The organism is Candidatus Poriferisocius sp. (assembly GCF_965204015.1).
In the GTDB taxonomy this organism is placed as follows: domain Bacteria; phylum Actinomycetota; class Acidimicrobiia; order Acidimicrobiales; family Bin134; genus Poriferisocius.
This window is the reverse complement of record NZ_OZ241965.1, coordinates 3409038-3428045: the sequence shown is the minus strand read 5'-3', so window position 1 is coordinate 3428045 and position 19008 is coordinate 3409038. Positions and strand designations below refer to the sequence as shown.

General features: G+C 66.8%; 12 protein-coding genes. 7 read left to right on the top strand and 5 right to left on the bottom strand.

What is annotated here, in order from left to right:
• Positions 1-347 precede the first annotated feature (347 nt).
• Positions 348-2405 carry a hypothetical protein gene (locus ACOGJC_RS15475; RefSeq protein WP_419845891.1) on the bottom strand — a complete coding sequence of 686 codons (2058 nt, stop codon included), beginning with the start codon at positions 2403-2405 and terminating at the stop codon, positions 348-350.
• A 97-nt stretch (positions 2406-2502) separates the two neighbouring features.
• Here ACOGJC_RS15475 and ACOGJC_RS15470 point away from each other — a divergent pair, with 97 nt between their 5' ends.
• Positions 2503-2661 carry a hypothetical protein gene (locus ACOGJC_RS15470; protein ID WP_419845890.1) on the top strand — a complete coding sequence of 53 codons (159 nt, stop codon included), beginning with the start codon at positions 2503-2505 and terminating at the stop codon, positions 2659-2661.
• A 9-nt stretch (positions 2662-2670) separates the two neighbouring features.
• Here ACOGJC_RS15470 and ACOGJC_RS15465 read toward each other — a convergent pair whose 3' ends face one another.
• From ACOGJC_RS15465 to ACOGJC_RS15455, 3 genes are all read right to left on the bottom strand, one after another.
• Positions 2671-3213, bottom strand: coding sequence for a hypothetical protein (locus ACOGJC_RS15465; protein ID WP_419845889.1), 543 nt, complete (start codon positions 3211-3213; stop codon positions 2671-2673).
• 28 nt (positions 3214-3241) lie between these two features.
• Positions 3242-4030: an alpha/beta fold hydrolase gene (locus ACOGJC_RS15460; RefSeq protein WP_419845888.1), complete on the bottom strand. Its 789-nt coding sequence runs from the start codon at positions 4028-4030 to the stop codon at positions 3242-3244.
• A gap of 232 nt (positions 4031-4262) precedes the next feature.
• Positions 4263-6359: a sodium-translocating pyrophosphatase gene (locus ACOGJC_RS15455; protein WP_419845887.1), complete on the bottom strand. Its 2097-nt coding sequence runs from the start codon at positions 6357-6359 to the stop codon at positions 4263-4265.
• A 110-nt stretch (positions 6360-6469) separates the two neighbouring features.
• Here ACOGJC_RS15455 and ACOGJC_RS15450 point away from each other — a divergent pair, with 110 nt between their 5' ends.
• The 4 genes from ACOGJC_RS15450 to ACOGJC_RS15435 all read left to right on the top strand — a co-directional run bounded on the left by ACOGJC_RS15450 (position 6470) and on the right by ACOGJC_RS15435 (position 11475).
• Complete coding sequence (locus ACOGJC_RS15450) at positions 6470-7075, top strand: 5-formyltetrahydrofolate cyclo-ligase (protein WP_419845886.1); 606 nt, start codon at positions 6470-6472, stop codon at positions 7073-7075.
• 66 nt (positions 7076-7141) lie between these two features.
• Entirely contained in the window at positions 7142-8485 is a 1344-nt protein-coding gene (gene trkA / locus ACOGJC_RS15445) for a Trk system potassium transporter TrkA (RefSeq protein WP_419845885.1), read from the top strand.
• A 66-nt stretch (positions 8486-8551) separates the two neighbouring features.
• Complete coding sequence (locus ACOGJC_RS15440) at positions 8552-9856, top strand: TrkH family potassium uptake protein (RefSeq protein ID WP_419845884.1); 1305 nt, start codon at positions 8552-8554, stop codon at positions 9854-9856.
• 38 nt (positions 9857-9894) lie between these two features.
• Entirely contained in the window at positions 9895-11475 is a 1581-nt protein-coding gene (locus ACOGJC_RS15435; protein ID WP_419845883.1) for a TrkH family potassium uptake protein, read from the top strand.
• 29 nt (positions 11476-11504) lie between these two features.
• On the opposite strand, the gene ACOGJC_RS15430 is transcribed toward ACOGJC_RS15435, so the two are convergent.
• Entirely contained in the window at positions 11505-12797 is a 1293-nt protein-coding gene (locus tag ACOGJC_RS15430) for a M18 family aminopeptidase (protein ID WP_419845882.1), read from the bottom strand.
• A 163-nt stretch (positions 12798-12960) separates the two neighbouring features.
• Between ACOGJC_RS15430 and gltB the strand changes: the two genes are divergently transcribed.
• Complete coding sequence (gltB, locus tag ACOGJC_RS15425) at positions 12961-17553, top strand: glutamate synthase large subunit (protein WP_419848253.1); 4593 nt, start codon at positions 12961-12963, stop codon at positions 17551-17553.
• Positions 17546-19006 (top strand): glutamate synthase subunit beta, encoded by a 1461-nt coding sequence (locus ACOGJC_RS15420; protein WP_419845881.1) that lies wholly within the window; start codon positions 17546-17548, stop codon positions 19004-19006. The genes gltB and ACOGJC_RS15420 overlap by 8 nt, the downstream gene beginning before the upstream one ends.
• Positions 19007-19008: the final 2 nt, after the last annotated feature.

The following is a 19008-nucleotide window of genomic DNA, read 5'->3' as shown; positions in this document are numbered from 1 at the left end:
GTCAGCGCCCATCACACACCGATAAACGTTCAACAAGTTCTCCTGCTCGGCGATCGCACGGTGCCGCTCAGCCGCTAGATCAGCGACGGCTTGACCCGCCGCTGTCGCCCGCGGGACCACAACCGCGGCCAACAGCACAACAACCACAACAATGACACCCGGGAGCTTTGAACCTCCCCGGGCATCGATGCTCCTAGGCTCTGCTGGTTGGGAGGATGAAGCCACGACAAAGCGAACGGGCCCGGACTGCGCCGAGCGCTCGATACGACCCAAGCGGAGCTAGCCAGGCCGACCCTATCGAACCGCCAGGGTGTCCTCGGGCGGGTTCGGGCCCGGCTCGGCGACGGTCAGCCTCTCGGCACGACGAACGACCAGGTGCCCCAGCAGATGATGGAACCGTCGCTGCGGAGCCCGCACGCCTGTCCGTGGCCGGCGGTGATGGCGGTGAAGGTACCCTCGGGCGCGTCGGCATACCCATTCGGGGTGTTGTCGTAGCGATATCTGCTGACGTCCCAGCAGGTGGCGGTGCCGTCGGGCCGCAGCCCGCACGCATGATGGCCGGAGTCGATGGCGGTGAACCGCCCGCTCGGCGGGCCGTCCGGCCCGGCTCCAAGGTCGCCCCAGCAGGTGGCGGTGGCGTCGGCGCGGAGCGCGCACGTGTGGTATTCGCCGGCGGTGATGGCAGTAAAGGTCCCCTCCGGCGGGTCGGCCTGCCCGTCCCAGTTTCTGCCCCAGCAGGTGGCGGTGGCGTCGGCGCGGAGCCCGCACGTGTGGTACTTGCCGGCTGCGATGGCGGTGAAGGTCCCCTCGGGAGGTGTGGCCTGCCCGTCGTCGTCGTTGCCCCAGCAGGTGGCGGTGGCGTCGGTGCGGAGCCCGCATGTGTGGCTGCCGCCGGCTGCGATGGCGGTGAAGGTCCCCTCGGGAGGTGTGGCCTGCCCGTCGTCGTCGTTGCCCCAGCAGGTGGCGGTGGCGTCGGTGCGGAGCGCGCACGTGTGGAATTGGCCGGCGGTGATGGCGGTGAAGGTCCCCTCGGGAGGTGTGGCCTGCTCGGGAGGTGTGGCCTGCTCGTCGTTGTTACCCCAGCAGGTGGCGGTGGCGTCGGCGCGGAGCGCGCACATGTGGTAATTGCCGGCTGCGATGGCGGTGAAGGTCCCCTCGGGAGGTGTGGCCTGCCCGCCAGGTCTTGTGCCCCCGTACCCGCCTGGCACTATGTCGATGCCCCAGCAGGTGGCGGTGCCGTCGGCGCGGAGCGCGCACGTGTGCTGACCACCGGCTGCGATGGCGGTGTAGATCCCGTCGGGAGGGGTGGCCTGCCCACCGAGTTCAGATCCGATCGATACGGAATAACTCATGATGTGGAGAGGAAAGTTGGCTCCCCAGCAGGTGGCGGTGCTGTCGGCGCGGAGCGCGCACGTGTGGCCGCCGCCGGCTGCGATGGCGGTGTAGGTCCCTTCCGGCGGGTCGGCCTTCCCGTACCGGTTGTTGCCCCAGCAGGTGGCGGTGCTGTCGGCGCGGAGCGCGCACGTGTGGCCGCCGCCGGCTGCGATGGCGGTGTAGGTCCCTTCCGGCGGGTCGGTTTGCCCGTCGTCGTTGTTGCCCCAGCAGGTGGCGGTGCCGTCGGCGCGGAGCGCGCACGTGTGGTATTCGCCGGCGGTGATGGCGGTGAAGGTGCCGTCGGGAGGTGTGGCTTGCCCGTGGTCGTTGATGCCCCAGCAGGTGGCGGTGGCGTCGGTGCGGAGCCCGCATGTGTGGCTGCCGCCGGCTGCGATGGCGGTGAAGGTCCCCTCCGGAGGGTCGGCCTGCCCGGTGACTTGGAGCTCATAGTCAGGGTTGTAGGTGATAGAGGTGTTGTTGCCCCAGCAGGTGGCGGTGGCGTCGGTGCGGAGCGCGCACGTGTGGCCGCCGCCGGCGGTGATGGCGGTGTAGCGGCCTTCGGGCGCGTCGGCCTTCCCGTACCAGTTGTTGCCCCAGCAGGTGGCGGTGGCGTCGGTGCGGAGCGCGCACGTGTGGGTGCTGCCGGCCGCGATGGCGGTGTAGGTGTTGGCGGGCGGGGTGGGGGTGGTCTGGGTGTCGGGGCAGCCGTTGGGGACGAGTTGGGTGTCGACGTCGAACCGGCAGCGGTAGGTGTTGAGGAGGGCTTCTTGGTTTTGGATGAGGCCGTCTCGGATGTCGAGGTCGTTTTGGGTGGGGTTTGGGGGGGCGGCGCCGGGGGAGATGGTGTCGGGGTTGTCGCATCCGCCGGGGACGACATCGGTGTCGGTGCCGAACAGGCATCGGTAGGTGTTCAGCAGGTTCTCCTGGTCGGCGATGAGCTGGTCGCGCACCGCGATGTCCTCAGCAGAAACCCCGGCCTGGGCCGACACCGGCGTCCCGACCGCGACAACCGCGCCCACAGCAATAGCCACGGCCACAACACAATTCATCCATCTTTTACACATGGCCGGGCAAGCTACCCCCCCCCCCCCCCGCAAATCGCACCAATCCGGCTAGACCATCGCCGGTGTGACCTCGATCCCGTGGCCTGGTGGCCGGCTGGCTCGATCCCGTGGCCTGGTAGCCGATCCCCGACGTGGCCTCGATACCGCGGGCCAGCTCGACCTGGTGGCCGGTAAAGCGGCTACCGAAGACGCGGAGCAGGCAGGGCTGGGCGGCGACCAGTGACAGTTTGAGCTAGAGGCTTGTGCGCTGGAAGATGCGGGCGAATCGGGCGACTACTTGGTCGATGGGCGGGGCCTCGCCGCTGGCCAGGGGATCGAGGGTGAATTCGACTCTGGCTTCGCCCCGGCTGGCCCGGGACGGCATTGAGACGACCGTGGCCGCCAGTTGGCAGACAACTCCGTTGTGGGCAGTGAAAGTGACCTGCACGATGCCGGCGTCGCGGTCGATATAGCTCACCTCACCCAGTTGGTGTCCTGCCTCGACCAGCCGGGCGAATATGTCGCCCGGCGGGAGCCGTAGTGCATAGCTGTCGTCGGACTTCTCGGTCGCTGGCGGGTCTGGCTGAGGCGGGGGAGGGAGCGTGGGAGCTTGGGGAGGCTCAACTCCGGCCCGCTGGAGCCAGTGGTAGGCCTCGGTGATGCGAGCGGCCACCGCGGTGCTGCCCCCGGCATCGGGGTGGGCTTGGCGGATCAGCGCTCGATACGCCCGGTTGACGTCCTCGGCCCGCGCCCCTTTTTCCAGCCCCAGCGTTCGCAGCGCCCGCTCCCGGTTCACGCAAACACCGTAGGGCGTGAGGGGGACTTCAGTCTTCGGCCAGAAACTCCAGAATGGCGGGGTAGGCGGTGGGGTCTTGCATCATGAAGATGTGGCCCCCGTCGAAGGTGGCCAGGCGGGCGTTGGGGATTCGGTCTCGCAGCAGTTCGCTGTTGCGCATGGGGGCGATGCCGTCGTGGACGCCGGCGCACACCAGGGTGGGCACGTCGATCTCGCCCAGGCGGTCGACCACGTCGTGGCCTCGGCGGGCTTCTAGTTGGCCCAGCGCGCCGGGGGTTTCCAGCGGCAGGGCGGGGCCGTCGGGTCGGGAGGCGGCGACAAAGTACTCCACTCCGGGGGGCAGCGGGCCACCCCGCTCATAGCGGGTGTCCATGATCTCCAGCGCCACCTCGCCCCGCTCATCGGGATCGAGGTCGGCCAATGTGTGCAGGGGCCAGGAGCTGTAGTCGGGGCCACCGGGGGAGGTGCAGTTGAGCACCATCTTGCTGATCCGCCCCGGATGGAGCACGGCCATGTTCATGCCCACCATCCCGCCGAAGCTGGTGCCCACCACCGGCACCGAGTCCCAGCCCAAGAAGTCCAAGAAGGCAACCGCGTCGGCGGCGTAGTCGGCCATGGTCCACGGCAGCGGTGGGGTGGAGGTCTGGCCCAGGCCCCGCTGGTCGTAGTGGGCCACGGTGAAGGCCTCGTTGAGCGGGTTCAGGTCGGGGGCGGTCATGCGCAGGTCGCCGCCGCTGCCGCTGATGTTGAGCAGGGGCGGCCCCGACCCGTGCAGTTCGAAGTACAGGTCGAGATCGCGGACTTTTGCTATCGGCATCGACTTATGTTGTCACGGCTAGCTGGCTGATGAGTAACAGCGTCGGACTGAAAATCCACAGGATGAAAGTTACTGGAAAGGGCCGACTTGCAGCTGCTGGCAAATAGAATCCCGCATGGGCCGGAGCGAGGTACACCTCAAAGGGGTTCTACCACCCTCGCTCCGGCTCACTTGGGATGGTCGTAAGACCGATCTGATTATAGGCCGATCCGGTGCCCGTTCGGCAATGGTTCTAGACGAAGGCCGAGGCGAAGACCAGCGACACGATGGTCATGACCTTGATGAGGATGTTCATGGACGGCCCGGAGGTGTCCTTGAACGGATCCCCCACGGTGTCACCCACCACGGCGGCCTTGTGAGGTTCTGAGCCCTTGCCGCCGTGGGCGCCGGCCTCGATGTACTTCTTGGCGTTGTCCCAGGCCCCGCCGGCGTTGGCCATGAAGATGGCCAGGGCAAAGCCGGTCACCAGGGCGCCGGCCAAGAAGCCGCCCAGGGTGTCGACGTCGATGAACCCCAGGATCAGGGGCACGGCCACGGCCAGGGCTCCGGGTACCAGCATCTCCCGCAGCGAGGCCTGGGTGGAGATAGCCACGCACCGGGCCGAGTCGGGCTTGACGCCCTCTGCGCCCTCCCGCAGACCGGGGATCTCCCGGAACTGGCGGCGGACCTCCTCGATCATCTTGTTGGCCGCCCGCCCTACGGCATCGATGGTGAGTGCGGCGAACAAGAACGGCAGCATGGCCCCCAAGAAGAGCCCGATGAACACGTCCACCTTGCCCACGTCGAGGGAGAGAACAAAGGTGGGGTCCTCCAGTTGGAGGGCTACCTCGAACGTCTTGAACAGGGCCAGGGCGGTGAGGGCTGCCGAGCCCACTGCAAAGCCCTTGGCGATGGCCGCGGTGGTGTTGCCCAGCGAATCGAGGGCGTCGGTTACATCCCGCACCTTGGGGTCCAGCTTGGACATCTCGGCAATACCCCCGGCGTTGTCGGCGATGGGGCCGTAGGCATCCACTGATACCACCACGCCAGTGGTGGCGAGCATCCCGATGGCGGCCACCGCGATGCCGTAGATGCCAGCGCCGGTGGTGTCGCCCAGCGTCTGTTGGCCGCCCCAGTAGGCCACCAACACGCCGGCGCCGATCAAAATGACCGAGGCAGCGACCGACACCATGCCCGCGCTGATGCCCGACAGCACGGTGGTGGCCGGGCCGGTCTCGGACTGCTGAGCGATCTTGCGCACGGGGGGGTAGTGATCACTGGTCCATATTTCGGCGACCTTGCCGATGGCCCAGCCCACCGCCAGACCACCAATGACCGAAATGGGCAGCCCCCACCAGCCGTCGAACTCGTCGCCAGTGAAGAACCACAAGCCGACCAGGATGGTGCCTACCACGGTGAGGCCCATGGCCACGTTGGTGCCCATGTGAAGTTGGCGAGACAGGCTCTTGACGTCGGCTTGGGCACTGCCCCGTACTGCGAACGAGCCCACGATCGCGGCCAGCATCCCCACGAAGGCCACGGCCAAGGGGAACATGAGCTGGGCCAGGCCGATGTCGCTACCGGTGGCCTCGCTGCCAGCCACCGCAAAGGAGAACGCAGTGAGGGCAATGGGGGCGATGATCGAGCCGCTATAGCTCTCAAACAGGTCTGCGCCCATGCCCGCCACGTCGCCCACGTTGTCGCCCACGGCATCAGCAATGGTGGCCGGGTTGCGGGGATCGTCCTCGGGGATGCCGGCCTCGACCTTGCCCACCAGGTCGCCGCCCACGTCGGCGGCTTTGGTGTAGATGCCTCCCCCCACGCGGGAGAACAGGGCGATGGAGCTGGCCCCGAGGCCGAAGGCGGTGAAGATCTCAAACGGGTCGTCCACGGTGAGCCACTCCACGAACAGCAAGTAGGTGAAGGCAAGGCCCAGCAGGCTCAGGCCAGCTACGGAGAAGCCCATGACCGCGCCGCCTCGGAACGCCAAGGGCAGGGCCTTGGCTGGACCTTCGGAGGCGGCCTGGGTGGTGCGGGCATTGGCCATGGTGGCCACCTTCATCCCCACGTATCCGGCGCTCGCAGAGAGCGCCGCGCCCAGGATGTAGCTGATAAAGGTGAGCTCCACGCCGGTGAGCACGGGAATGAGCACGGCCATGATGACCACAAATCCGGCCACCCAGGTGTACTCCTGCTTGAGAAAAGCCCGAGCCCCGGACTGGATCTCGGTCATGATCCTGACCATTAGGTCGTTGCCCGGAGGGGCGGATTTCACCAGCTTGTAGAACAAGAAAGCGAGTGCGAGCGCAAGGATCGCGCTCAATCCGGCTAGATACGGTACGGCGTCCACGTTGACCCCCTGATTGAGATAACTAGGCGAAGTTAGCCAGCGGCAAAGTGCCCTGCCAAGGTTGCCATTTGGGATGTCTGATTTCGGGTAATTCGGGATAATCTGGAATCGTGGTCAGCCTCAGCCGGATGCGGACCGAAGCCCGGGAGGCCCGGCGCCTATTCCCCGATCCCGAGGGTGCGGCGCGAGCGGTGTGCAACGCGATGACATCCCTCGGCTGGCTCGACGGAGCGAAGCGGGTTTCGGCCACGATCGCCGATGATGGCGAACTCGACCCCGCGCCGTTGGTGACCGCCTGTCGTCTCCGAGGCATCGATGTGTACTTCCCAGTTTTGCGCGATCCCGCCCCCATGCAGTTCGCCCCGGGCGGACCCGATACCGCCATGGTGCACAATCGCTTCGGGATACCCGAGCCCGATGTCGACCCCGAAGCCCTGGTGTCGGCCCGAGAGCTGGACGTGGTGTTAGCACCACTGGTGGTATTCGACGCGGCTGGCCATCGGGCCGGTCGGGGCCAGGGGTATTACGACCGGGCGCTGGCCTTTCTGCTGAACGGCCCCCGGCCAGCGAAACCGCTGGTGGTGGGACTGGCCTACGAATTGCAGTTGGTGGATGGGGTGCCGTCGCACCCCGGCGACGTGACCATGGACGCGGTTATCACTGAGGAGCGGGTGCGGGTGTTCAGCAAAGCGCTGTCGCGCCGAACCCGGCGGTGATCGGCGTGCCAGCCGAGAACCGGGGGAGTGCTCGCACCCTCGTGGATTTTCAGTAAGGATGTAGCAGTGCGCATCGTGGTCGTGGGCGCTGGCGAAGTTGGCTCCTACGTCGCTCAGATCCTGAGCGAAGAGGGCAACACCGTGTCGGTCGTGGAGCTGAACGCCAAGAAGCTGCACAACTTGGCTGAAGATCTGGATGTGCTGGCGGTGGAAGGGAGCGGCACCCATCCCCACGTTCTCGTCGAGGCGGGCATCAACAAGGCCGACCTGCTGGTGGCCGTCACCGCCCACGACGAGGTGAACCTAGTGGCCTGCTTGCTGGCCAAGCAGCACGGGGTGGGACGCACCATCGCCCGCATCCAGGCCCGCAACCTGCGGGAGAAGGACGCCCGGGAGCTGCGGGAGGCGATGCAGGCCGACACCATCATCGACCCCGACGAGGAGACCGCCCACGAGATCATGGACCTCCTGTCGTATCCGGGGGCCACCGACGTTACGGTGATGGCCGAAGGTGAGGTTGTGGTGGTGGGGGCGAAGCTGACCGCCAACGCACCCTGGGCCAATCGGCGATTGGCCGACATCGCTGCGGAGTATGAGCCCGACTGGGACTTCCTGGTGGCCGTGCTCACCCGGGCAAGCAAGACCCAGATTCCCCGGGCCGATACCACCCTGGAGCCCGACGATCTTCTACGGGTGGTGTGCAAGCGGCGGGCCCGAGGGACCCTGTTGCCGCTCTTGGGCCTGGCACCCGGCACCCACCGCCGAGTGATGCTGCTGGGTGGGGGCCGCACGGCCGAGATCGTGGCCCGTCGATTGAGCGAGCGCCATGCCGAGGTCGTGCTCATCGAACGGAACCTGGAGAGAGCCCAAGAGTTGAGCGAGGAGCTCGATGCCGTGTTGGTGATTCACGGCGACATAACCGATGCCGAGTTGCTGGAATCTGAAGATGTCGGCAAGTTCGATGCGGTGATTGCTCTTACCGGCAAGGACGACGCCAACATCCTGGCCTGCCTCTATGCCAAGTCGATGGGAGCGAGCGAGACCATCGCCGTGCTGCACAACCTGGCGCTGCGCACGCTGCTGCGCGATGTGGGCATTGACGTGGCTTTGTCGCCTCGCACGGTCAGCGCAAACGGCGTGCTTCGTTACGTTCGGGGCGAGGTGGCCCAAGTGGCCACCTACTTGTCGGGCGACTTCGAAGTCATCGAGGCCGAGATCAAGGCAGGGTCGAAGGCCGATGGGGCCATGGTGAGAGAGTTGGGCCTGCCCAAAGACGTGCTTGTCGGCGCCTATGTGCGAGACGGCAAGGCGCAGATCGGCCGAGGCCGCAGCCAGCTTCGAAGCCGCGACCACATCGTCGTTTTCGCGCGACCGGACACGGTTGACGAAGTGAAGCGCTTCTTCGGGTGATGGGCCATGATCTTGCCCGTCTGGACACGGTTGACGAAGTGAAGCGCTTCTTCGGGTGAGCCGCCGATGAGCGACCCGTCTCGGGTTCGCTTCCCCTGGCATCGCTCCGCAGTCAGGGTGCTGACCACCGTGGTGGCCACGGCCTCCTCCTTCGTGGTGATCTCCACTGTGGTGTATTTGGCTTCCGGAGAAGTCAGCCGGGTGGACGACGCAATCTTCGAGTCGGTGGCCGGGTTCACCACCACATCGCTCACCGTGGTGGACCCCGAGGCGCTGCCCAACTGGCTGCTGACATGGCGGGCCTTGACCCAGTGGCTGGGCGGCTTGGGCGGCTTGATGCTGGCCCTGGTGGTGGTACCCGCCTTCGGGGGACAGCGGCGGCTCAGCGAGGTTGCTGAGGGCCGGGGGCGGCGGGCGGTGCTGGCGAGGACGTGGTCGCACAACACCCAAAGGGTGGTCTCGACCTATGTAGGTTTCACGATCCTGGTATTCGCGGCCTACGCCGCGGCCGGTATGGGCCTATTCGACGCCGCCGCCTTTGGTCTCACCACTGCTTCCACCGGCGGATTCGCCAACTATCGGGACTCATTCGCCCACTTCGACTCGGCGGCCATCGAGTGGGTGGGCGCGGGGGCCATGGCCCTGGCCGGCGTGTCGGTGGCTGCACTGGTGTGGATGGTGCGGGGGCACGTGCGAGCCCTGTGGCGATCGACCGAACTCAAGCTCTACGCCTGCCTGATCGTTGGGTCGACGGTGCTGGTGGCGACGTGGACGTGGACCGATACCGGCGGCGGTGCCGACACTATCCGGGAGTCGTTCTTTGTCGTCACCTCGTCGATCAGCACCACTGGTTTCCGGGTCGCAGATTGGGGCCCTTGGGTGTCCGCGCCCCAAGTTCTGCTGCTGTTGCTCATCGGGGTGGGCTCGATGGCGGGCTCGGCCGGAGGCGGATTCCGGGTGCTCCGGGTGATCGAGATTCTGGGCATCGTGCGGCGCGAACTGGTGCTGCAACTCCATCCCCGGGCACTGGTGCCGGTGCGGGTGTCGGGAGCGGTGGCTTCGGAGGCATCTCTCACCCGGGTACACAACTTCCAGATTCTGTGGGTCCTGGCCGCGGCCGCGGGGGTGTTCGGCATCGCCTCGCTGGGAGAAGACCTACCGACGGCGGTGTCGGGGTCGATCTCCGCACTGGCGACCGCCGGACCTGGATTGGGCGATCTCTCGGGTTTCGCCGATGCCACGGTGCTGGCCGCCCCGGCTCGAGGGGTGTTGATTGCTCTGATGTTCTTAGGCCGGCTGTCGATCTACCCGGTGGTGGTGGTAATCGGCTGGGGTATAGGCGAGGTCCAGCGGATGAAGCTGAGACGATAAGGCTGGAACGATGAGGCCGAAACGATGAGGCTGGGGCCATGACCGCGGTAGTGGCGGCTGCCCGTCGGGGAAAGGCGGCGGTGAAATGGGCCGTGTCCCAATTGCTGGTGGACCGACCCTGGAATGTGACCAGCAGGGTGGGGTTCGTGGTGGGGCTGGGGCTGCTGTTCATGGTGCCGGGGTTGATCTTGGCCACCTTGGTGGAGTGGGGGTCGTCCACATCGGACAATGAGGTCGCTCTAGGCATGGGTGCGCTGATCACCCTGGCCGGTGGGGGGTTGCTGGTTGTCTTCACTCGACTCGACGAGGACATGCCCCCGGCCTCGGTATTTGCGGCGGTGGCATGGACGTGGATCGGCTTGTCGCTATTCGCCGCGCTGCCGCTGTGGTTCTCCGGCGAGCTGGGGAGCTTTGACACCGCCCTGTTCGAGGCGGTGTCGGGCGTCACCGCCACCGGCTCCACCGTGCTCAGCCCCATCGAGGGGACGGGCCGAGGCGTGCTCATGTGGCGCCAGATCATGCAGTGGTACGGCGGCATGGGGATGGTGGTGCTGGCGGTGACCATTCTGCCGTTCCTGGGGGTCGGCGGGCTGAGCCTCATCACCGCGGAGGCCCCCGGTCCCACTTCCGACCGGCTGGCGCCTCGGGTGAGCTCCACCGCTCGGCGGTTGTGGGCGCTCTACGGTGGTATCACCCTGGCGATAGCGGCCGCCCTGATGATCGCCGGGTTGAGCCTCTACGACGCAGTGGCCCATTCCTTCACCAGCGCAGGCACCGGGGGTTTCTCGCCCTACGACGACTCGATCGGCCACTTCGACAGCACTGCGGTGGAAGCGGTGATGATTGTCGGAATGCTGGTGGGCGGAGTGAGCTTCACCCTCCACTGGCGGGCGGTGTCGGGCAACCCGAGGGTCTATGGACGGTCTTCTGAGTTTCGCACCTATCTCCTTGTGATATTCGCGGTCGCGTTGTTCGCCTCGCTGCTGAACTGGCTGAACGATCTGTCCGATCTGTCCAACAGTCTCCGCAATGGGATCTTCGGCGCAGTGACCTTGGGCACCAGCGGCGGTTTCGGCAACGCCTCCAGTGCCAATCCGGGCGGCGATTTCGCAGCTTGGACGCCGGGGGCACAGGCATTGCTGCTGCCCCTCATGGTGATGGGGGGCATGACCGGGAGCACCGCCGGGGGGCTGAAGGTGTTGCGGGCCCAAGTTATGGCGAAATACATGCGGGTCGGGCTGCTGCGAGTGAAGCATCCCAGGGTGGTGGCTCGGGTGAAGCTCGGCCAAATGGTGGTGTCGGAGCCGATACTCCAGCGGGTGGCGGGGCTGGTGGCCCTCTACGCGTTGTCAGCGCTTATGGCCACCTTGGTGCTGGCCGCGTTAGGCCAAGACCTGATCACTTCCTCGTCTGCGGCCATAAGCGCGTTGAGCAATATGGGACCGGCCTTAGGCGACGCCGGGCCCACCTCCAACTACTTGGTGTTCTCCCGCCCGGCCCGGGCAGTGCTGATGTCGATGATGCTCATCGGCCGCCTGGAGTTCTTCGCCATCTTCTTGGTGATGGTGTCGGCCTACGAGCGAACCCGTCGGATTTCTCGAGTGCAGCTCCGACGCTGAGGGCCAGCGCGAAGACTATCTGAGCAGGGTCAAGCTGCGGCGCTGAGGAACGCGCTGAGGGCCAGCGCGAAGTCGAGGGGATCTTGGGACCCGCACATCTCGCGGGCGGAGTGCATGGAGAGCTGGGCGACTCCGGCATCCACGGTGGTCACCCCAGTCGTGGCCGCCGCGAACGGCCCGATGGTCGAGCCGCAGGGCATGTCGTTGCGGTGGGCGTAGATCTGGTGGCCTACCCCGGCCTTCTCGCAGGCAGCGGCGAACGCGGCCTCGCCCACCGCGTCGGTGGCATAGCGCAGATTGGCGTTGCGCTTGATCACCGGGCCGTCGCCGATGGCGATGTGGTGGTCGGGCTCGTGGCGCTCGGGATAGTTGGGATGGGTGGCATGAGCGCCGTCGGCCGATAGGCACAACGATCGGGCCAGGGCGGGATGCAGCGAGTCGCGGCTGCCGGCGATCCGCTCCAACACGGTGGGCAGCAGCGGGGACGTAGCACCCTGGGCCGACACGCTGCCCACCTCCTCATGGTCGAACAGGCACAACACCGCGCTGGGGACCGCATCGGCGGGGGCGTCGAGCAGGGCCTGGAGTCCGGCCCAACACGACACCTGGTTGTCGATCCGAGGGGCGAAGATGAACTCGTCGTCGATGCCGGCGACCGTCGGAGGAGTGAGGTCGTGGAGCATGGCATCCCAGGCCAGCACCTCGTCGGAGGCCAGACCGGCGGCCTCGGCGACCACGTTGGCGAACTCGCCGGGCGTCCGCAGCCCCAGCCCCCATACCGGGGCCAGGTGGGTCTGGGGGTTGAGCAGGAGCCCTTTCTGGTTGACCTCGCGGTCCAAGTGAATGGCCAGCTGCGGCACCCGCAACACGGGCTGGTCGATGCGGAACAGCCGGGTGCCCGACGGGGTGGCCAGCCGGCCAGCCATCCCCAGGTCGCGGTCGAGCCAGCTGTTGATCAGCGCTCCGCCGTATACCTCCACTCCGAGTTGGCGGTAACCGGCCTGGCCGATGTCGGGCTGGGGGGTGATGCGCAGGTTGGGGCTGTCGGTGTGAGCGCCGATGATGCGGAAACCCGCCTCGCAGGTGTGGTGACGCCAAGCCACCAGGCTGCCGTCTCGGCACACAAAGCGGCTCCCCGAGGCGTCGGGCCAGTCGGCGGTTTCGTCCATCGGGGTGAATCCGGCCGCCTGCAATTCCGCGGCGGCCCGCTCCACCACGTGGAACGGCGTCGGACAGGCGTCAATGAAGGCGAGAAGCCCCGCTACGCCGTCATCTTGGCCGTCTACAGCCACTCCAGCCCCATCCTCAACAGGCGAATCCACCCTTCAATCATGCACCTACACCCCCTGTCACACACAACAGACTTGGAAGGAAGCCGGGTTCCAGCGGTAAAATTACCGCCCTGCCGCTGGCCAACGTCGTCTAAGCGCGCACCGCAAACACGCTGGAAAGGACGCAATGAGGAACCGGCCGCAGATTCCTGATCTGCCACATCCCCAGGGTCTTTACGACCCCGTCAACGAGCACGACGGGTGCGGGGTTGGGTTCCTGGTGGATCTGAAGGGTCGGCCCCGCCACGAGATCGTGTCCGTCGGCTACGGCGCGCTGTGCAATCTCCAGCATCGGGGGGCGCTGGGCGCGGAGGTGAACACCGGCGACGGCGCAGGATTGCTGATCCAGGTGCCCGACGACTTCTACCGCCAGGTGTGCGACTTCGATCTACCGGCGGCAGGGCATTACGCCACCGGCATCGGCTTTCTGCCCGACACTCCTGAGGCAGCGGCCCACGCCCGGGATGCCATGGATGCGATCGCGACATCAGAAGGGCTGACCTCTCTGGGTTGGCGGGAGGTGCCTACCTGTCCCGACGAGCTGGGGGCGCAGGCGCTGGCCACCATGCCTTCGTTCTGGCAGCCGTTCTACGCCAGCGACGGGCTCGATGCTGACGCCCTCTTGCGGCGGGCCTACATCGTGCGCACCCGGATTCGCAACGAGGTCGCCTATGAGACCGATGACCAGGCCGATACCGGGGCACTGGGGTCGAAGACCCGCAAGCTGACCTATGGCTACTTCGCCAGCCTGTCCAACCGGACCATCGTGTACAAGGGCATGCTCACCACACCGCAGCTGGGGGAGTTCTACCCCGATTTGAGCGACACCCGAGTGACCAGCGCCCTGGCCATGATCCACTCCCGGTTCTCGACCAACACCTTCCCGTCCTGGCCGCTGGCCCACCCCTACCGGTTCATCTCCCACAACGGCGAGATCAACACCGTGCAGGGCAACCGCAACTGGATGCGAACCCGAGAGGCGCTGTTGAGCTCGCCGCATTTGCCCGGCGACCTCGAGCGGCTGTTCCCGGTGTGCGCCGAGGGGGTGAGCGACACCGCCAGCTTCGACCAGGTGCTGGAGCTGTTGTACATGGGCGGCTACTCGCTGCCTCAGGCGGTGCTCATGATGATCCCCGAACCGTGGGAGAACCATGAGTCGATGTCGCCCGAACTTCGAGCCTTCTACCGCTATTACGCCTCATTGATGGAGCCGTGGGACGGCCCCGCCGACATCGTGTTCAGCGACGGCACCCTGATCGGCGCGGTGCTCGACCGCAACGGCCTGCGCCCCTCCCGCTACTGGGTGACCGACGACGACTTGGTGATCATGGCGTCTGAGGTCGGGGTGATGGACGTCGACCCGGCGGCCATCGTGGAGAAGGGCCGCTTGCAGCCCGGTCGCATGTTCCTGATCGACACCTCCGAGGGCCGCATCGTGCGCGATGCCGAGATCAAGCAGAAGCTGGCCTCGGCCCACCCCTACGGCCAGTGGCTGGCTGACAACCAGGTGGACCTAGATGACTTGGTTGAACGCGCTCTGCCCGAGCCGGACAACACCCCGCTGCTGATCCGCCAGCAGATGTTCGGCTACACCCACGAAGAGCTCAAGATCCTGTTGGCCCCGATGGCCCGCGACGGCAAGGAGGCGCTGGGGTCGATGGGCACCGACACCCCGGTGGCCGTGCTGTCCAACCGGTCGCGGCTGCTGTACGACTACTTCCAGCAGCTCTTCGCCCAGGTGACCAACCCGCCGCTGGACGCCATCCGGGAGGAGATCATCACCGCCACCTGCGGCTGGTTGGGCCCCGAGGGCAACCTGCTCGATCCCCAGCCCGATTCGTGCCGCCAGATCTTCACCCCCCACCCGGTGATCACCGACCAGCAGCTGGCCAATCTGGTTGACGTAGATGGGCCCGGTGGCCACCACCATTGGCACACCGAGGTGGTGCCCTGCCTGTATGCGGTGGACGACGGCGGGCCGGGGCTGCGCATCGCCATCCAGCGCATCCGCGAGCAGGTCAGCCGGGCCATCGAGGGTGGCAAGAACATCATCGTGCTGTCGGACCGGGGGGCCAGCGCCGACTCAGCCCCGATCCCGTCGCTGCTGGCCACCGCCGCAGTGCACCACCATCTGATCCGGGAGAAGACCCGCACCCGGGTGGGGCTGGTGGTCGAGACCGGCGACGCCCGCGAGGTACACCACATCTGCCTGCTTCAGGCCTACGGGGCCACGGCCATCAACCCCTATTTGGCGTTCGAGACCATCGACCAGATGATCGACGAGGGGTTGTGCGGCTTCTCGCCCGGCGACGACAAGGATCTGGCTCACCGCAATTACATCAAGGCCTGCGACAAAGGGGTGCTCAAGGTCATGTCCAAGATGGGCATTTCCACGGTGAAGTCGTATGTGGGGGCGCAGATCTTTGAGGCCATCGGCCTGGGGCACCCCATCATTCAGGAGTGCTTCACCGGTACGGTCAGCCGCCTGGGGGGCATCGGCTTCCCGCAGCTGGCCGAGGAGGTCAGGCTGCGACACCGCATTGCTTTCCCCGAGAATCCCGACGAGCGGGCCCACCGCACCCTGGAAGGAGGAGGGGAGTACCAGTGGCGACGGGAGGGCGAGTACCACCTGTTCAACCCTGAGACGGTGTTCAAGCTCCAGCACGCCACCCGGGAGGGCCGCTACGACATCTTCAAGCAGTACACCGAGAAGGTGGACGCCCAGTCTGAGCGCCTGGCCACCCTGCGGGGGCTGTTCCGGTTCCGCACCGGGGTGCGAGAGCCGATTCCCATCGAGGAGGTGGAACCGGTCTCCAGCATCGTCACCCGGTTCTCCACCGGGGCCATGTCGTACGGGTCGATCTCGGCCGAGGCCCATGAGACCCTGGCCATCGCCATGAACCGCATCGGCGGGAAGTCGAACACCGGCGAGGGCGGCGAGGATCCCCGCCGCTATGTGCCCGACCCCAACGGCGACCTGCGCCGGTCGGCCATCAAACAGGCCGCATCGGGGCGGTTCGGCGTGACCAGCGAGTACCTGGTGAACAGCGACGACATCCAGATCAAGATGGCCCAGGGGGCCAAGCCGGGCGAGGGCGGCCAACTCCCCGGCCACAAGGTGTGGCCATGGATCGCCGAGGTCCGCTACTCCACCCCCGGCGTGGGACTCATCTCCCCGCCGCCCCACCACGACATCTACTCCATCGAAGACCTCGCCCAACTGATCCACGACCTGAAGAACGCCAACCCGGAAGCCCGCATCCACGTGAAGCTGGTCTCGGAGTTGGGCGTGGGCACGGTGGCCGCCGGGGTGTCCAAGGCCCATGCCGACGTGGTGCTGATCTCGGGCCACGACGGCGGCACCGGAGCCTCTCCGTTGACGTCCATCAAGCACGCCGGCACCCCGTGGGAGCTGGGTTTGGCCGAGACCCAGCAGACCTTGCTGTTGAACCGGCTGCGGGATCGGATCGTGGTGCAGACCGACGGCCAGCTCAAGACGGGCCGGGATGTGATGATCGCGGCGCTGCTGGGGGCCGAGGAGTTCGGGTTCGCCACTGCGCCCCTGGTGGTCGCGGGGTGTGTGATGATGCGGGTCTGCCATCTGGACACTTGCCCGGTGGGGGTGGCCACCCAGGATCCCGAGCTGCGCAAGAAGTTCACCGGCGAGCCCGAGTTCGTCATCAATTTCATGGAGTACATCGCCGAGGAGGTGCGCGAGCTGTTGGCCATGCTCGGCTTCCGTACCTTGGCCGAGGCCGTCGGTCGGGTGGAGTGCCTGGACGTGAGCGACGCGGTGGACCACTGGAAGGCGTCGGGACTCGATTTGTCGCCCATCTTGTACGCCCCTGACATCGATCCTGGGGCTGATCGGCACTGCACGCAACCTCAGGACCACGGCCTCGACCGCGCCCTCGACCAGCAGCTCATCTTGATGGCCGAGGCCGCTTTGGAAGACGGCCTCCCGGTGGAGATTGACCTCCCCATCGGCAACGTGAACCGAACAGTGGGCACCATGCTCGGCCACCAGGTGACGTCCAAATGGGGGGCCGACGGCCTGCCCGACGACACCGTCCGCATCAACTTCTCCGGATCGGCCGGCAACAGCTTTGGAGCGTTTCTGCCCCGGGGCATCACCATGAAGCTGACCGGCGACGCCAACGATTATGTGGGCAAGGGCCTGTCAGGCGGGCGAATCATTGTGACCACCTATCCGCAGGCTCGGTTCGTTGCCGAGGAGAACGTGATCGCGGGCAATGTGATCGGCTACGGCGCCACCAGCGGCGAACTCTTCCTCCGGGGACTGGTGGGGGAGCGGTTCTGCGTCCGCAACTCCGGTGCTGTCGCAGTGGTGGAGGGTGTGGGCGACCACGGTTGCGAGTACATGACTGGCGGGCGGGCCGTGGTGCTCGGACCCGCCGGCCGGAACTTCGGCGCCGGCATGTCGGGCGGCATCGCCTTCGTGTACGACCCCGATGGCGTATTCCCCGCCAAGGTGAACCCGGAGATGGTGGACTTGGAGGCGCCCGACAACGGCGACCGTGAGTGGCTGCGGGATCGCGTCAGCCAGCACATGGTGAACACCGGCTCGACGGTGGCCGAGAGGATCCTGGCCAACTGGTCCACCGAGATCGACCGGTTTGTGAAGGTGATGCCCAAGGACTACAAGCGGGTGCTGGGGGCGCTGGCCGAGGCCGAGCGCACCGGCACCGACGCCGAAGCAGCCATCATGGCGGCCGCCCATGGGTGACATCAGGGGATTCATCAAGCACGGTCGGGAGCTGCCGACGCGCCGGGCGGTACCGGTACGGATCAAGGACTGGAACGAGGTCTACCGGGACTTCGACGACGAGTCGGTGCGCACCCAGGCCTCGCGCTGCATGGACTGCGGCATCCCTTTCTGCAACAACGGCTGCCCGCTGGGCAACCTGATCCCCGACTGGAACGACTTGGTGTACCGGGACAACTGGCGGGAGGCCATCGAGCGGCTGCACGCCACCAACAACTTTCCCGAGTTCACCGGGCGGCTGTGCCCGGCGCCGTGCGAGGCGGCCTGCGTGCTGGGCATCAACGAAGACCCGGTGACCATCAAACAGGTTGAGGTGGAGATCGTGGACCGGGCCTGGGAGGAGGGGTGGATCACCCCGGTGGTGTGCGACGATCGCACTGGCCGATCGGTGGCCGTGGTGGGATCGGGGCCGGCGGGGCTGGCCGCCGCCCAACAGCTCACCCGGGCGGGCCACGACGTGGTGGTGTTCGAGCGGGCCGACCGCATCGGCGGGCTGCTGCGCTACGGCATCCCCGAGTTCAAGATGGAAAAGCGCCACCTCGACCTCCGGCTGGCCCAGATGGAGGCCGAGGGCACGGTGTTCAAGACGGGGGTGAACGCGGGGGTCGACATCAGCGCGGCCGAGCTCACCGGCCAGTACGACGCGGTGGTGCTGGCCGGCGGGGCTACCCAGTGGCGCGACCTGCCCATTCCCGGTCGGGAGCTGGAGGGCATCTACCAGGCTATGGAGTACCTTCCCCCGGCCAATCGAGTTCAAGAGGGCGACCTGGACGAGCACCCGTTCTCGGCCGCGGGCAAGCATGTGATCATCATCGGCGGGGGCGACACCGGTGCCGACTGCCTGGGCACCGCCCACCGCCACGGGGCAGCCTCCATCCACCAATTTGAGATCTTGCCCCGCCCGCCCGACGAGCGGGACGACTCCACCCCGTGGCCCACGTGGCCGCTCATGTACCGGTCGTCGTCGGCCCATGAGGAGGGCGGCACCCAGATTTACGCCATCAACACCGTGGAGTTCACCGGATCGGGCGGCCAGGTTGAGGCGCTGCACACCATCGACGTGCAGCAGTCATTCGAAGGCGGGCGCATGAGCTTTGACCCCATCGAGGGCACCGAGCGGGAGTTCAAAGCCGACATGGTGCTTTTGGCCCTCGGCTTCACCGGCCCCGAAACCGGCGGTCTGCTCGACGACCTGGGAGTAGAGATCACCGCCCGGGGAAACGTGGCTCGCGACGACAACTGGATGAGCACGGTGCCCGGCGTGTTCGTGGCCGGTGACATGGGCCGAGGCCAGAGCTTGATCGTGTGGGCCATCGCCGAAGGCCGAGCCTGCGCCGCCGCGGTAGATCAATACCTGACCGGCGACACCCTCCTGCCCGCCCCCCTGGTGCCCACCGCCCAACAGCTGCGCTAGCG

What these genes read in the sequence shown, in the direction of transcription:
- ACOGJC_RS15460 (WP_419845888.1), bottom strand. Translation starts at nt 4,030, where the DNA reads ATGCCGATAGCAAAAGTCCGCGATCTCGACCTGTACTTCGAACTGCAC.
- ACOGJC_RS15435 (WP_419845883.1), top strand. Translation starts at nt 9,895, where the DNA reads ATGACCGCGGTAGTGGCGGCTGCCCGTCGGGGAAAGGCGGCGGTGAAA.
- ACOGJC_RS15440 (WP_419845884.1), top strand. Translation starts at nt 8,552, where the DNA reads ATGAGCGACCCGTCTCGGGTTCGCTTCCCCTGGCATCGCTCCGCAGTC.
- ACOGJC_RS15420 (WP_419845881.1), top strand. Translation starts at nt 17,546, where the DNA reads ATGGGTGACATCAGGGGATTCATCAAGCACGGTCGGGAGCTGCCGACG.